Source organism: Burkholderia sp. HMSC10F09, from assembly GCF_001806955.1.
Lineage (GTDB): Bacteria > Pseudomonadota > Gammaproteobacteria > Burkholderiales > Burkholderiaceae > Burkholderia > Burkholderia multivorans.
The window spans coordinates 1-14,642 of record NZ_KV786618.1; the positions used below are offsets into that span (position 1 = coordinate 1).

12 protein-coding genes and 1 pseudogene are annotated in these 14,642 nt (G+C 67.6%); 4 read left to right on the forward strand and 9 right to left on the reverse strand.

The window, feature by feature from the left end; genetic code table 11:
- The 5 genes from hydA to HMPREF3115_RS07655 form a co-directional block, all read right to left on the reverse strand.
- Positions 1-1,427: dihydropyrimidinase (gene hydA, locus HMPREF3115_RS07635; RefSeq protein ID WP_070553966.1), on the reverse strand; the 1,427-nt coding region annotated here is incomplete at its 3' end.
- A gap of 52 nt (positions 1,428-1,479) precedes the next feature.
- Positions 1,480-2,988, reverse strand: coding sequence for an NCS1 family nucleobase:cation symporter-1 (locus HMPREF3115_RS07640; RefSeq protein WP_070553968.1), 1,509 nt, complete (start codon positions 2,986-2,988; stop codon positions 1,480-1,482).
- A 100-nt stretch (positions 2,989-3,088) separates the two neighbouring features.
- Positions 3,089-4,396 (reverse strand): NAD-dependent dihydropyrimidine dehydrogenase subunit PreA, encoded by a 1,308-nt coding sequence (gene preA, locus HMPREF3115_RS07645; RefSeq protein WP_006407312.1) that lies wholly within the window; start codon positions 4,394-4,396, stop codon positions 3,089-3,091.
- A 58-nt stretch (positions 4,397-4,454) separates the two neighbouring features.
- On the reverse strand, positions 4,455-5,792 hold the full coding sequence (locus HMPREF3115_RS07650; protein ID WP_070553969.1) for an NAD(P)-dependent oxidoreductase: 1,338 nt from the start codon (positions 5,790-5,792) through the stop codon (positions 4,455-4,457).
- 128 nt (positions 5,793-5,920) lie between these two features.
- Positions 5,921-7,201: a Zn-dependent hydrolase gene (locus HMPREF3115_RS07655; protein ID WP_070553971.1), complete on the reverse strand. Its 1,281-nt coding sequence runs from the start codon at positions 7,199-7,201 to the stop codon at positions 5,921-5,923.
- Positions 7,202-7,566: 365 nt separating this feature from the next.
- On the opposite strand from HMPREF3115_RS07655, the gene HMPREF3115_RS07660 reads away from it, so the two are divergent.
- Complete coding sequence (locus HMPREF3115_RS07660; RefSeq protein WP_070553973.1) at positions 7,567-8,259, forward strand: TetR/AcrR family transcriptional regulator; 693 nt, start codon at positions 7,567-7,569, stop codon at positions 8,257-8,259.
- Positions 8,260-8,368: 109 nt separating this feature from the next.
- On the opposite strand, the gene HMPREF3115_RS07665 is transcribed toward HMPREF3115_RS07660, so the two are convergent.
- From HMPREF3115_RS07665 to HMPREF3115_RS07675, 3 genes are read right to left on the reverse strand one after another with little or no spacing between them, the layout of a single operon-like run.
- A complete protein-coding gene (locus HMPREF3115_RS07665; protein WP_006407308.1) occupies positions 8,369-9,559 on the reverse strand; it encodes an acetyl-CoA C-acetyltransferase in 1,191 nt (396 codons plus the stop codon).
- An 18-nt stretch (positions 9,560-9,577) separates the two neighbouring features.
- Positions 9,578-10,345: a 3-hydroxyacyl-CoA dehydrogenase gene (locus HMPREF3115_RS07670; protein ID WP_006402876.1), complete on the reverse strand. Its 768-nt coding sequence runs from the start codon at positions 10,343-10,345 to the stop codon at positions 9,578-9,580.
- A 22-nt stretch (positions 10,346-10,367) separates the two neighbouring features.
- A complete protein-coding gene (locus HMPREF3115_RS07675; protein WP_070553975.1) occupies positions 10,368-12,038 on the reverse strand; it encodes an acyl-CoA synthetase in 1,671 nt (556 codons plus the stop codon).
- Between the two features lie 145 nt (positions 12,039-12,183).
- Here HMPREF3115_RS07675 and HMPREF3115_RS07680 point away from each other — a divergent pair, with 145 nt between their 5' ends.
- From HMPREF3115_RS07680 to HMPREF3115_RS33050, 3 genes and pseudogenes are all read left to right on the forward strand, one after another.
- Positions 12,184-13,191, forward strand: a complete 1,008-nt coding sequence (locus HMPREF3115_RS07680; RefSeq protein WP_053298917.1) for an AraC family transcriptional regulator — start codon at positions 12,184-12,186, stop codon at positions 13,189-13,191.
- A gap of 175 nt (positions 13,192-13,366) precedes the next feature.
- Complete coding sequence (locus HMPREF3115_RS07685; RefSeq protein WP_070553976.1) at positions 13,367-13,984, forward strand: hypothetical protein; 618 nt, start codon at positions 13,367-13,369, stop codon at positions 13,982-13,984.
- 82 nt (positions 13,985-14,066) lie between these two features.
- Positions 14,067-14,472: pseudogene (locus tag HMPREF3115_RS33050) on the forward strand (GNAT family N-acetyltransferase).
- Here the strand turns inward: HMPREF3115_RS33050 and HMPREF3115_RS30760 are convergent.
- Positions 14,382-14,642 (reverse strand): hypothetical protein (locus tag HMPREF3115_RS30760; RefSeq protein WP_141751652.1); only part of this gene is annotated, 261 nt, incomplete at its 5' end. The pseudogene HMPREF3115_RS33050 and the gene HMPREF3115_RS30760 overlap by 91 nt on opposite strands.

Here is a 14,642-nt window from a genome sequence, read left to right on the forward strand (position 1 = left end):
CGCAGCCGGTTCGCGATGCGCGCCGCCTCGTAGTAGCCGGCCACGGGCGGCCGCTTCAGGTAGCGGCCCGCGCCGCGCACCGCGCGCAGCTCGCCGTCGGCCCAGGCGAGCGCACCGCGCGTGAGCGTGTGCGTCGCGACGCCCTGCACGGTCATCCCCTCGAACACGTTGAAGTCGACCTGCTGGTGATGCGTGTTCACCGAGATCGTCTTCGTCGCGGCCGGATCCCAGACGACGAGATCCGCATCGGCGCCGACCTGCACCGCGCCCTTGCGCGGATACAGGTTGAAGATCTGCGCGGCATTCGTCGACGTGATCCGCACGAACTCGTTCGGCGTGATGCGGCCGTGGTTCACGCCGTGATGCCACAGCACCGACATCCGATCCTCGACGCCGCCGCAGCCGTTCGGAATCTTCGTGAAATCGTCGCGACCCATCGCCTTCTGCGAGGCGCAGAACACGCAGTGATCGGTCGCCGTCGTGTGCAGCTGCCCGGCCTGCAGCCCGCGCCACAGCGCTTCGCGATGCTCGGCCGAGCGGAACGGCGGGCTCATCACGTGCGCGGCCGCGCGCGTCCAGTCGGGATCGCGATACACGGCCTCGTCGATCACCAGGTGGCCGGGCAGCACTTCGCCGAACACGCGCAGCCCTTCGCTGCGCGCGCGCGTGATCGCATCGACCGCGTCCTTCGCCGAGACGTGGACGATATACACCGGCACGCCGAGCACCTGCGCGATGCGGATCGCGCGGTTCGCCGCCTCGCCTTCGACTTCGGGCGGCCGCGACAGCGGATGCGCTTCGGGGCCCGTCATCCCGCGCGCGAGCAGCGCCTGCTGCAGCCGGAACACGAGCTCGCCGTTCTCCGCATGGACGGTCGGCAGCGCACCGAGCTCGAGCGAACGCGTGAAGCTGTTCACGAGGATCTCGTCGTCGGCCATGATCGCGTTCTTGTACGCCATGAAATGCTTGAAGCTCGACACGCCGTGCTCGCGCACGAGCGTGCCCATGTCGCGATGCACGGATTCGTCCCACCAGGTGACCGCGACATGAAAGCCATAATCGGCCGCGGCCTTCTCGGCCCAGCCGCGCCATTCGCGAAACGCGTCCATCAGCGGCTGCTTCGGGCTCGGGATCACGAAATCGATGATGCTCGTCGTGCCGCCCGCGAGCCCCGCGGCCGTGCCCGAGTAGAAATCATCGCTCGCCGTCGTGCCCATGAACGGCAGTTCCATGTGCGTATGCGGATCGATGCCGCCCGGCATCACGTACTGGTCGTGCGCGTCGACGATCGTCGCGCCGGCCGGCGCGTCGATCTTCTCGGCGATCTGCAGGATCGTGCCGCCGTCCTGCGGCTCGGCGCACAGCACGTCCGCGCGATAGGAGCGGTCCGCATCGATCACGGTGCCGCCGCGAATCAGGATTGCCATCTCGTTGCCTCCTCGTTGACTGTCGGGTGCCGCATGGCGCGCATGTCGCGCGTCATGCACTCGCGATCTGCGCGCGCTGCGCCGCGCGCCATCTCATCCACGTGCCGTACACGCACGACGCCAGCACGAGGCCGACGAACCACGCGTAGGTGTACAGCGTATTGAAGAACGCCGGCACGTTCGGGAACGACGCCGGAAACGCGGTATGCAGAAAGCCGGGCAAGTTCGGCAGCACGCCGATCGCGAGCGCGGCGAGCGCGGCCGGATTCCAGCCGCGCGCATAGCTGAAGCCGCCGCTTTCGTCGAACAGCGCGCGCGTGTCGAGCTGCGTGCCGCGAATCAGGAAGTAGTCGATCATCAGGATCCCGGCCACCGGGCCGAGCAGCGCCGAATAGCCGACGAGCCAGGTGAAGATGTAGCCGTCGGTCGTCGCGAGGATCTTCCACGGCATCATCACGATCGCGATCGTCGCGGTGATCAGCCCGCCCGTGCGGTACGAGATCCGTTTCGGCCAGAGGCTCGAGAAGTCGTACGCGGGGCCGACCAGATTCGCGGCGAGGTTGCAGCACATCGTGTCGAGCGTCAGGATCACGAGCGCGATGCCGACACCGATGCCCGTCATCCGGCTCGTGAGGTCGATCGGATCCCAGATCGCATTGCCGTAGATCACGACCGTCGCGGACGTCACGACCACCGACACGATCGACAGCAGCGCCATCGGCACCGGCAGCCCGAGCGACTGCCCGATCATCTGGTCGCGCTGCGAATGCGCGAAGCGCGTGAAGTCGGGAATGTTCAGCGCGAGCGTCGCCCAGAAGCCGACCATCGCGGTGAGGCCCGGCCAGAAGGTCGCCCAGAACAGCCCGGCCTTCTTGCCGCCGGCCGCGAACTGCGACGGCGCGGACAGCATCGAGCCGACGCCGCCCGCCTTCGAGGTCGCCCACCAGACGAGCGCGATACACATCACGACCTTGATCGGCGCCGACCAGCTTTCGAGCCAGCGGATCGAATCGGTGCCGTGCACGATGAAATACAGCTGCAGCGCCCAGAACACCAGAAAGCACGCGAGCTGCCCGAACGAGATGCCGACGAGCGGCAGCGCCGCGCCGTGCAGCGCGTTGCCGGTCAGGATGTTCAGCAGCGTGTAGATCGCGCTGCCGCCGAGCCAGGTCTGAATCCCGTACCAGCCGCACGCGACGATCGCGCGCAGCAGCGCCGGCAGTTTCGCGCCTTGCGTACCGAACGACGCGCGCACGAGCACCGCATACGGGATCCCGTGCTTTGCGCCTGCGTGGCCGATCAGCAGCATCGGCACGAGCACGATCAGATTGCCGAGCAGCACGGTCAGCACCGCCTGCCACGGCGACATGCCTTCCTGGATCAGGCCGGCCGCCAGCATGTACGACGCGATGTTCATCACCATCCCGACCCACAGCGCCGCGAAGTGATACCACTTCCAGGTGCGTTGCGCCGGCGTCGTCGGCGCGAGATCGTCGTTGTACAGGCTGCCGCCCGGCATCGCCATGCCGTCGGGTTCGGCACCGTTCGCTGTCGCTTTCATCGGATGCGCTCCACGGAAACGTCCGCGCCGGCATCGCTCGATGCCGGCCGACGGAATCGAAAAACGGCGGCCCGGCTCGCACCGCGCCGCCGGCTACCGCTCAGGCCGCCTTCGCATGCTTCTCGGGCGGCGCGGCGCCCGCGCCTGCGTCCGCGCGTGCCGGGTTGTTCGGATGCGTGGTCCAGTTCGCGTAGCCGCCCGCATCGACGCGCTCCATCGTGATGCACTGTTCGACCGGACACACGTGCATGCAGAGGTTGCAGCCGACGCAGTCCGCATCGACGACTTCGAAGTGCCGCACGCCGTCCTTCTCGCGCGTGATCGCCTGATGCGAGGTGTCCTCGCAGGCGATGTGGCACAGCCCGCACTGGATGCAGCGGTCCTGGTCGATGCGCGCCTTGATGTCGTACTGCAGGTTCAGGTACTTCCAGTCGGTGACGTTCGGCACCGCGCGGCCGCGCACGTCGTCGAGCGTCGCATAGCCCTTGTCGTCCATCCAGTTCGACAGCCCGTCCACGAGGTCCGACACGATCCGGAATCCGTAATGCATCGCGGCCGTGCAGACCTGCACGCTGCCCGCGCCGAGCACGATGAATTCGGCGGCGTCGCGCCATGTCGAAATGCCGCCGATGCCGGAGATCGGCAGGTTCGGCGTTTCCGGATCGCGCGCGATCTCCGCGACCATGTTCAGCGCGATCGGCTTGACCGCCGGCCCGCAGTAGCCGCCGTGCGTGCCCTTGCCGTCGACGGTCGGGATCGGCGCCATCTGGTCGAGATCGACCGCGACGATCGAATTGATCGTGTTGATCAGCGACACGCCGTCCGCGCCGCCCTTGTAGGCGGCGCGCGAACCCATCCGGATGTCGCTGATGTTCGGCGTGAGCTTCACGAGACACGGCAGCTTCGTGCCTTCCTTGACCCAGCGCGTGACCATCTCGACGTATTCGGGCACCTGCCCGACGGCCGCGCCCATGCCGCGCTCGCTCATGCCGTGCGGACAGCCGAAGTTCAGTTCGACCGCATCGGCGCCGGTGTCCTCGACGAGCGGCAGGATCCATTTCCAGTCGCGCTCGTTGCACGGCACCATCAGCGACACGATCAGCGCGCGGTCGGGCCAGTCGCGCTTCACCTGCGCGATTTCGCGCAGGTTCACGTCGAGCGGACGATCGGTGATCAGCTCGATGTTGTTCAGCCCCGCGATCCGCTGGCCGTTCCACTGCACGGCGCCGTAGCGCGAGCTGACGTTGACGACGTGCGGATCGAGCCCGAGCGTCTTCCAGACGACGCCGCCCCAGCCCGCCTCGAACGCGCGGTTGACGTTGTAGGCCTTGTCGGTCGGCGGCGCGGAGGCCAGCCAGAACGGATTCGGAGAAGTGATGCCCGCAATGGTGCAGCGAAGATCGGCCATGTTCGGCTCCGTGAAGGTGGGGTCGTTGTCGTCGATACGAGGACGCGCGATGCACCGCTCACGCGGCGCGCACACTGCGTTGCGCGAGCGCGGCGTCGATCGACGCGGCTGCGCGCTTGCCGTCCTGCACCGCCTGTACCGTCAGATCGATGCCGCCCGTCGCGGCGCAGTCGCCGCCTGCCCATACGTCGGGCCATGCGGTGCGTCCGTCCGCGTCGACGGCAATGCGCGCGCCGTCGGGCGTCAGCAGCGCGGGGGCGACGCCGTCCGGCACGAGCGTCTGGCCGATCGCCTTCAGCACCATGTCCGCGTCGATCGTCAGGCGCTCGCCGCACGCCGTGTCGAATTCGACGCCCGTCACCTGACCGCCTGCACCGATCATCCGCACCGGGCGCGCATGCGTGACGAGCGTCACGCCGTTCTTCTGCGCGAACTCGCGTTCGGCCCAGGTCGCACTCATCGCTTCGACGCCGCGCCGATACACCATCGTCACGCGCTCCGCGCCGAGCTTGCGGCTCTGCACGGCCGCATCGACCGCCGTGTTGCCGCCGCCGATCACGACCACGCGGCGCCCGACCGGCACGTTCTCGAGCGCATCGGCCTGCCGCACCTGTTCGATGAAATCGACCGCGTTCATCACGCCCGCGAGCTGCTCGCCCTCCACCGCGAGCGCGCGCACGCCGCCGAGGCCGATCGCGAGAAACACCGCATCGTGCCCTTCGCGCAGCGCGTCGAGCGTCAGGTCGCGGCCGAGCGCGACGCCCGTCTTCAGCTCGATGCCGCCGACCGACAGCAGCCAGTCCACTTCGCGCTGCGCGAAATCGTCGACGGTCTTGTAGGCGGCGATTCCGTATTCGTTGAGCCCGCCCGCCTTCGCACGCGCATCGAACAGTGTCACGCGATGGCCGGCGAGTGCGAGCCGGTGCGCGCACGCGAGCCCGGCCGGCCCCGCGCCGACCACGGCGACGTGGTATCCCGTGTCGGGCGCGCGCTGGAAGCGCACCGCGCCGCTCGCCATCGCCCAGTCGGTCGCATGCCGCTGCAGCGCGCCGATCGCGACGGGCTGCGCGTCCTGATGGTTGCGCACGCATGCGCCCTCGCACAGGATTTCGGTCGGACAGACGCGCGCGCACATCCCGCCGAGCGGGTTCGCGGACAGGATGTCGATCGCCGCGCCCTTCAGGTTGCCGTTGCCGATCTTGCGGATGAAGCCCGGAATGTCGATCTGCGTCGGGCAGGCGTGCACGCACGGCGCGTCGTAGCAGTAGTGGCAGCGGCTCGCGGCCGCCGCGGCCGCGGTGGGGTCGAGCAGCGGCGCGATGTCCGCGAATTCGCAGGAGAGCTGCGTGGACGACTGGCGATGCGCGGCGATATCGCCGGTTGGCTGGGTGGTCATACGCGTTCCTTCGGCTGAGTGGAGACAAAGCCGTCCCCGCCGGCTGCGTTGCGGCGCCGGGACGATCGTGCTGCTGAATGCAGTACGGCGGCGGCGTGCGGGCCGCGCGCCGCGTTACGGCTGCTGCGTCATGACACCGGCTCGCACGCGCGCGACAGCATCGCGTGCAGCAATACGTTCGCGCCGGCCTCGATCCACTCGGGCGTCGCGTCTTCGACCTCGTTATGACTGATGCCGTCGACGCACGGCACGAACACCATCGACGTCGGCGCGACCTGCGCGAGATAGCACGCATCGTGGCCGGCACCCGACACGATGTCGCGATGCGAATAGCCGAAGCGCTCGGCGGCGTCGCGCACGGCCTGCACGCACGCCGGATCGAATGCGACCGGCTTGTAGTAGAAGATCTGCTCGAGCGCCGTCTCGAGGCCGATGTCGGCCGCGATGCGCGCGACGCCGTCGCGCAGCGCGGCATCCATCTGCGCGAGCACCGCATCGTCCGGATGACGGAAATCGACGGTGAAGAACACGCGGCCCGGAATCACGTTGCGCGAGTTCGGATGCACCTGCATCATCCCGACCGTCGCGCAGCCGAACGGCGCGTGATCGAGGCCGATCCGGTTGACGAGATCGACGACGCGCGCCGCGCCGAGCAGCGCATCGCGACGGCGCGGCATCGGCGTCGGGCCGGCATGCGCTTCCTGTCCGGTGAACGTGATCTCGTACCAGCGCTGCCCTTGCGCATCGGTGACGACACCGATCGTCTTGCGCTCGGCCTCGAGAATCGGCCCTTGTTCGATATGCAGCTCGAACGCCGCATGCAACGGCCGGCCGCCGCACGGCACGTCGCCCGCATAGCCGATGCGCCGGAGTTCCTCGCCGATCGTCTTGCCGTCGACGTCCTTGCGCGACAGCCCGTACTCGAGCGTAAACACGCCCGCGAACACGCCCGACGCGACCATGGCAGGCGCGAAGCGCGACCCTTCCTCGTTGGTCCAGATCACGACCTCGACCGGATGCTCGGTCTCGATCCCGTGGTCGTTCAGACTCCGAATCACCTCGAGACCGCCGAGCACGCCATAGATGCCGTCGAAGCGGCCGCCGGTCGGCTGCGAATCCGCGTGCGAGCCCGTGACGACCGGCGCCGCATCGGCGACGCGCCCGGCGCGGCGCATGAACACGTTGCCCATCGTATCGACGGTCACCGTGCACCCCGCTTCCTTCGCCCAGCGAACGATCAGGTCGCGGCCCGCCTTGTCGAGATCGGTCAGCGCAAGGCGGCACACGCCGCCCTTCGGCGTCGCGCCGATCTTCGCCATTTCCATCAGGCTGTTCCACAAACGCTTGCCGTCTACCTTGACCGACGGATCGATGGCCGTCCGCTTCAATGCTTCCGATACCGCATTCATTCGCGTCGCTCCTGTGGGGTCGGTGAGGTCGTCGATCCGGTCTTCGCCGGGTGCGCACGCGGTCCGTTTCGGCGCACACGTGCACGGCTGCGGTGCGTGTGCGCATCGTTGGCGCATTTCGTCCGACACATCGCCGGCGGGGTTAGCACGGCTGCTCGCCGCGCATCGAATCCTGTCCGATTGGACAGGTTTTAGACGATCAAAATTGCCAAAGCAATGTCTTTCTTTGCGGGATCGAACGAGCGAGAAACGTGCCACCGCATCGCAACATCGCGTGCACCGGCCGCACGGCCGTGCATGGGCGCGACGCGCACGAGCGGCTAGAATGAAGCCCAACGCGGCATGCGCGCCGCGCAAGGACAACGATGAGACATGACGACGCGAGCGCCGCAGTGACCGAAAGCGATCCAGCGCACACGCCTTTGCGGCGACGCAAGGCGCACATCCGCGAGAGCAACGAAGCGCATCTGCTCGCGTGCGCGGAAGCCGTGTTCGCCGAGCGCGGGCTCGACGGGGCGAGCACCGCGATGATCGCGGAGCGCGCCGGTTTGCCGAAGGCGAACCTGCACTACTACTTCCCGACGAAACTCGCGCTGTATCGCCGCGTGCTCGACGATCTATTCGAGGACTGGCACCGCGCGGCCGGTTCGTTCGAGGCCGGCGACGATCCGGTGGAGGCGATCGGCAACTACGTGCGCGCGAAGATGGCGCTGTCGCGGCGCCGGCCGCTCGGCTCGAAGGTGTGGGCGAACGAGATCATCCACGGCGCCGAGCATATGCACGACATTCTGTCGGACCGCGTGAAGCCGTGGTTCGATACGCGCGTGAAAGTGATCGACGGCTGGATCGCGCGCGGGCTGCTCGCGCCGATCGATGCGCGTGCGCTGATGTATCTGATCTGGGCGACCACGCAGCACTATGCGGATTTCGACGCGCAGATCCGTGCGCTGAGCGGCAAGCGTGCGCTCACGCAGAGGGCGTTCGACGAGAAGACCGAGCAGGTCGTGCAGCTCGTGCTGCGCGCGTGCGGCGCCGTGTCGCCGAAGGCGCCGCGCTAGCGCGCGCAAAAAGGGCGACGCGAGCGCGCAGCGGCGTGGCCGCGTGCGTCACTCGTCGTCACCCCTCGCACCGCGCGCGCCACCGTGCCGCGCGCCGATGCACTCGCCGTTACGCGACGCGTTCGATCGCGATCGCCGTCGCTTCGCCTCCGCCGATGCACAGCGACGCGACGCCGCGCTTCAGGCCGTACGTTTCAAGCGCGGCCAGCAGCGTCACCATCACGCGTGCGCCCGATGCGCCGATCGGATGACCGAGCGCGCACGCACCGCCGTGCACGTTGACCTTGTCGTGCGGCAGATCGAGATCGCGCATCGCCGCCATCGGGACGACTGCGAACGCCTCGTTGATCTCGAACAGATCGACGTCGCGCAGGTTCCAGCCGGTCTTTTCGGATAGCGTGCGAATCGCGCCGATCGGCGCGGTCGCGAACAGATTCGGCTTGTTCGCAAACGTCGCGTGCCCGACGATCACGGCCTTCGGCGTGAGACCGAGACGCTGCGCTTCGGAGCGGCGCATCATCACGAGCGCGGCCGCGCCGTCCGAGATCGACGACGCGTTCGCAGCCGTGACGGTGCCGCCTTCACGGAACGCGGGCTTCAGCGTCGGGATCTTGTCGAGCTTCGCCTTGCCCGGCTGCTCGTCGATCGACACGACGGTTTCCGTCTTGCCGGCCTTCACCGTGACCGGCGCGATTTCGGCCGCGAAGCGGCCTTCGGCGATCGCGCGCTGCGCACGCGTGAGCGACGCGATCGCGAACGCGTCCTGCGCTTCGCGCGTGAACTGATAGGCCTGCGCGCAGTCTTCCGCGAACGTGCCCATCAGGCGGCCTTTTTCATAGGCGTCCTCGAGCCCGTCGAGGAACATGTGATCGAGCACCTGGCCGTGCCCCATCCGCATGCCGGCGCGTGCCTTGGGCAGCAGATACGGCGCATTCGTCATGCTTTCCATCCCGCCCGCGACCGCGACCTTTGCCGAGCCGGCATACAGCAGATCGTGCGCGAACATCGCGGCCTTCATCCCCGAGCCGCACATCTTGTTGACGGTCGTCGCGCCCGCCGATAGCGGCAGGCCGGCCTTCAGCGCGGCCTGACGTGCCGGCGCCTGCCCCTGTCCGGCCGGCAGCACGCAGCCGAACACAATTTCGTCGATGCGCTCGGCCGGTACGTTCGCGCGCTCGAGCGCCGCGCGGATCGCCACCGCGCCGAGATCGCTCGCGCTCGCCGCGGCCAGGTCGCCCTGAAAGCCGCCCATCGGCGTACGCGCCGCACCGACGATTACGATCGGATCCTGTGTCGTCATGATTCGTTTCCTCCAGTGTCAGCGCGGTGCCATGCGCAACGCGCCATCGAGACGGATGACTTCGCCGTTCAGCATCGTGTTCTCGGCGATATGGCGCACCAGCGCCGCAAATTCTTCGGGACGTCCGAGCCGCGGCGGGAACGGCACGCTCTTGCCGAGCGCGTCCTGCACTTCCTGCGGCATCGCGGCCATCATCGGCGTGGCGAAAATGCCCGGCGCGATCGTCACGACCCGAATGCCGAAGCGCGCGAGCTCACGCGCGATGGGCAACGTCATGCCGACCACGCCGCCTTTCGACGCCGCATACGCGGCCTGTCCGATCTGGCCGTCGAACGCGGCCACCGATGCGGTGTTCACGATCACGCCGCGCTCGCCTTCCGCGTCGGCGTCCTGCTTCGACATCGCCTCGGCGGCAAGCCGGATCATGTTGAACGTGCCGACGAGGTTGATCGATACCGCACGCGTAAAGCGCTCGAGCGAATGCGGGCCGTCGCGGCCGACGACCTTCTCGCCCGGCGCGACGCCCGCGCAGTTCACGAGCCCGTCGATGCGGCCGAACGCGTCGCGTGCGGCCGCGATCGCGGCCTGCCCGTCGGCTTCGCTCGTGACGTCGGTCTTCAGCAGGCGTGCCGCCGCGCCGAGCTCGTGCGCGACGCTCGCCAGCGCGTCGCCATTGACGTCCAGCAGCATCGCCTTGCCGCCTTCGGCGACGACCATGCGCGCCACCGCGGCGCCGAGGCCGGAACCGGCGCCCGTGATCAGGAAAACGCGATCTTTGATCTTCATTCGGAGTCCGTTATAGAAGTATTCAGGATTGGGCAGCGGCCTTGTCGGCCTCCATCTTGCGCAGCACGAAGCGCTGGATCTTGCCGCTCGGCGTTTTCGGCAGCGCGTCGACGAACTCGATCGCGCGCGGATAGGCGTGCGCGGACAGCCGCCGTTTCACGTGCAGACTCAACGCTTCGGCGAGTGCCGGCGTGCCTTCGTAGCCGTTCGACAGCACGACGAAGGCCTTGACGATCTCCGTGCGCTCGGGATCGGGCACGCCGATCACGGCCGCCTCGCTGACCGCCTCATGTTCGATCAGCGCGCTCTCGACGTCGAACGGGCCGATCCGGTAGCCGGACGACGTGATGACGTCGTCCGCGCGGCCGATGAAGCTGACGGTTCCGTCCGGCTCCAGTTCGACGTTGTCGCCCGTGCGGTAATAGCCGCCTGCGATCGCCGGCGTGTCCTGCCGCCAGTATCCGTCGAACCACAGCAGCGGCGAACGCGCGATGTCGATCGCGAGCGTGCCGGGCTCGCCCGGACCGAGCTCGCGACCCGCGTCGTCGAGCACCGCGACGCGGTAGCCCGGCATCGCGAAACCGGCGGAACCGGGATGGACGACGTGCGCGAGCCCGTGATGGTTGTTCACGACCATGCCGAGCTCGGTCTGGCCGTAATGATCGTAGATCGGCGCGCCGAGCGCCGCATCGAACCAGCGCACGACTTCCGGGTTCAGCGGTTCGCCCGCGCTGCTGACCACGCGCAGTTTGCCCTTGATGCGCGCGGCCGCATCGGAGCCGGCCGCCATCAGCATCCGGTACGCCGTCGGCGAACCGGCGAGGCTCGTAATGCCGAGCCGTTCGATCACGTCGTAGGTGCTGTCGACCGTAAAGCCGCCTTCGTACAGCGTCGTCGCGTGGCCAAGCAGCAGCGGTCCGGTGATCGCGTAATACAGTCCGTATGCCCAGCCGGGATCGGCAATGTTCCAGAACCGGTCTTCGGCGCGCAGGTCGACGGCATCGCACATGTACTGGCGAAACGCGAGCAGCGCGCGCAGCGGCACGGGCACGCCCTTCGGCAAGCCCGTCGTGCCCGACGTCGACATCATCATGAACAGGTCGGTGCCCTTGCGCAGTACGGGCTCGAACGTATCGGACTGCGCGTCCAGCGCCGCGCGGAAGTCGATGTCGCCGTCCGGCAGCGGCGCTTCGGGAGCGCGCACCGTCGCGACCGGCGGACAATCGGCAACCTCGTCGAGCTTCGCGCGGTTCGCGACGTTCGTCACGACGAGTCGCGCATCGCTCATGCGCAGCCGGTGCTCGATCGCCTTCGGACCGAACGCCGTGAACAGCGGCTGATAGACGGCGCCCGCGCGCCACGTGCCGAGGATCGTCGCGACCAGTTCGGGCGTGCGCGGCAACAGCCCGGCCACCACGTCGCCCGGCTTCACGCCGCGCGCGACCAGCAGATTCGCCACGCGCGCCGCAAGCGCTTTCATCTGAGCAAACGTGAAGCGACGATGCGCGCCGTCGAAGTCGATCCAGTCGAGTGCGACCGCATCGCCGGACGCATGACGGTCGCAGCATTCGACGCAGGCGTTCAGGCCATGCTCGAGGTCGCCGTGCAGCTGCGCCGCGACAGTGTCGATTCGGAACCGGGCCACGGCGTCGGCATACGCCGGCACCGCCCGGGCGGTTGCTCCATCAGGCATGCGTGTCTCCTGTTCGTTATGACCGCCGGCGGGCCGCAGGGCGTCGGGGGGTACATCGATGGTAGACAGCCGTCACATTGCAATCAATGACAAACAGAAACTAGAATCGTGATCGGTTTTGCCATGTCGGGAGACAGCAGACGAAATGGGGCCGCAAATGATCTCGCCGGGCTTCGTCGAGGATGCGCTTGCATGCATGCGTCGGCAAGGGCTTCCGATCGCGCCCGTGCTGCACGCGGCCGGGCTGCCGCCGGTCGTGCGCGAGCCCGTGACGCCGCAGCAGTACGGCCGGCTGTGGCTCGAGATCGCCAGCGCGCTCGACGACGAATTCTTCGGGCTCGCCGCGCGCCCGATGCGGCGCGGCAGCTTCACGCTGCTGTGTCACGCCGTGCTGAACGCCGGCACGCTCGAAAAGGCGTTGCGGCGCGCGCTGCAGTTTCTGCGCGTGGTGCTCGACGAACCGCACGGCGAACTCGTCGTCGCGGACGGGCTGGCGCAGATCGTGCTCGCGCCGTCCGACACGCCGTATCCGGCGTTTGCATACCGGACGTTCTGGCTGATTCTGCTCGGCGTCGCGTGCTGGCTGATCGGCCGGCGTATCCCGCTGCAGCGCATCGATTTCGCGTGCGCGAGCCCCGCGCAGCGCAGCGACTATCACCGCTTCTTCGGCGTGCCCGTGCATTTCGATCGTCCGGACAGCCGGCTCACGTTCAATGCCGCGTATCTGTCGCTGCCGACGATCCGGTCGGCGCAGGCATTGAAGACGTTTCTGCGCGGCGCGCCCGGCAATCTGCTGGTGCGCTATCGGCACGATACGGGCTGGGTCGCGCGAACGCGCACGCATCTGAAAGCGTTGCCTGCAGCCGAATGGCCGGACTTCGACACGCTGGCTGCGCGGCTCGGCACGACGCCGCCGACGCTGCGGCGACGCTTGCGCAGCGAAGGACAGAGCTTCGCGTCGATCAAGGACGAACTGCGTGGTGCGCTCGCGCAGTCGCTGCTGCGAGAACAGACGTTGAGCGTCGCGGAGATCGCGGCCGCGCTCGGATTTACCGAACCGAGCGCGTTTCATCGTGCGTTTCGGAAATGGACAGGCACGAGTCCCGGCGCGTTTCGGCGCGACATCAACAACGCGACGCAGGCCGAGCAGTGAGGGGCCGGTTTGTGCAGAAGCTGGCGGTCGATGCGTTTGCTCCGTCGGCTCTCGCGCACCCGCTGCTCTCGGGCCGACGCGGGGCGGAGCCCGGCTGTGCGCAATGCTCGGACCAGGTTGCCCGTGACACGGCCTGCTCACATACCGAGCGGTCCTTGCCGGCGAGGTCGCTGCGATGATGGTGGTCGATCTGGGTGTTGCTTCGGTGCTGGGTGTCGTCGGATCCGCCGTGTCGCTGGTGGCGCCCGTGCCGTACGCGCTCGCGATCTACCGTCGCACCGTTCGCCCGCATCTGTTCACGTGGCTCATCTGGTCGGTCGTCACGGTCATTGCCGCGGCCGGTCAATTCGTGGCGGGAGCGGGACCGTCGGCGTGGTGCACGGCAGCGATCGCCGTCACCTGCGTGCTGACCTTCGTAGCGAGCATCTTTCGCGGCGAACGCAGCTGGACTCGCGCCGACTGGATGTTCCTGTGTGCTGCGCTATCGGCCATTCCGCTCTGGATGCTGACCGATGATCCGACGCTGTCGATCTGCCTGGTGACGTTGATCGAGCTGGCCGGCCTCGGCCCGACCGTTCGCAAGACGATCCGTGATCCGTGGAGCGAAAGCCTGACCTATTTCGCGCTCTGCATCGTCAAATACGCGCTCGCAGTGCTGGCGCTGCAGAGCTGGAGCGTCGCAGTCGCGTTTTACCCGATCGTCAATGTCCTGGCGTCGATCGGCATCTGCGTGGTGATGATCGCGGGACGACGTCGATTGCGGTCGAAAGCGAAAGTCGAGCGCGGCTCGTGAACGATACGACGAACGGGAGACGAAATGCGGCACACCATTTACCGTACGTGCCGCCCGCGCTTCGGACACCAAGCCGTTGACGATGCTGGCTCGCCTGTCGAAGGCGCACTGAGGATGTCCGTGGGAATGGCTCGACTTTTGGGAAACGGATCTCACGATCACGCCGGAGACGATCGACGAGTCGATCGGCTATGTCGCCTAGTGCGAGCGTCGGATCGTCGGTTTCTGGGTTAGGGCGGCGATGGACTGCGAGCGACCGACACCCGGATGGCTGTTTGTCCGTCCGGATCATATCGGTCAGGGTATTGGCCGCCCCTGTGGACGGCGGTTCGGACAGAACTGCAGCGCGAGGCATCGCGAGTTTCGTGATCGAAGCCGACCCGAATGCAGCAGCGCTCTATCTGTCGCTCGGCGCGTAGAAGATCGGCGAAAAGGAATCGGCCGTCGTCCCGGGCAGGTTTTTGCCGATCTTGCGGATCATGGTTTGAGCGGGGAAACGGTTCGAGAATGAAACGCCAGAGAGCAGACGGTCGTGCCGAATCACTCGGTCGTTTTCGCGCATCTCCCGCGCATGCGATGCGCTGGAGACGGGAAGAGGATTAGAGCGACGGATTTCGGCCGTCACAAATGCAAAAACCCCCGCCTGATCAGGCGGGGG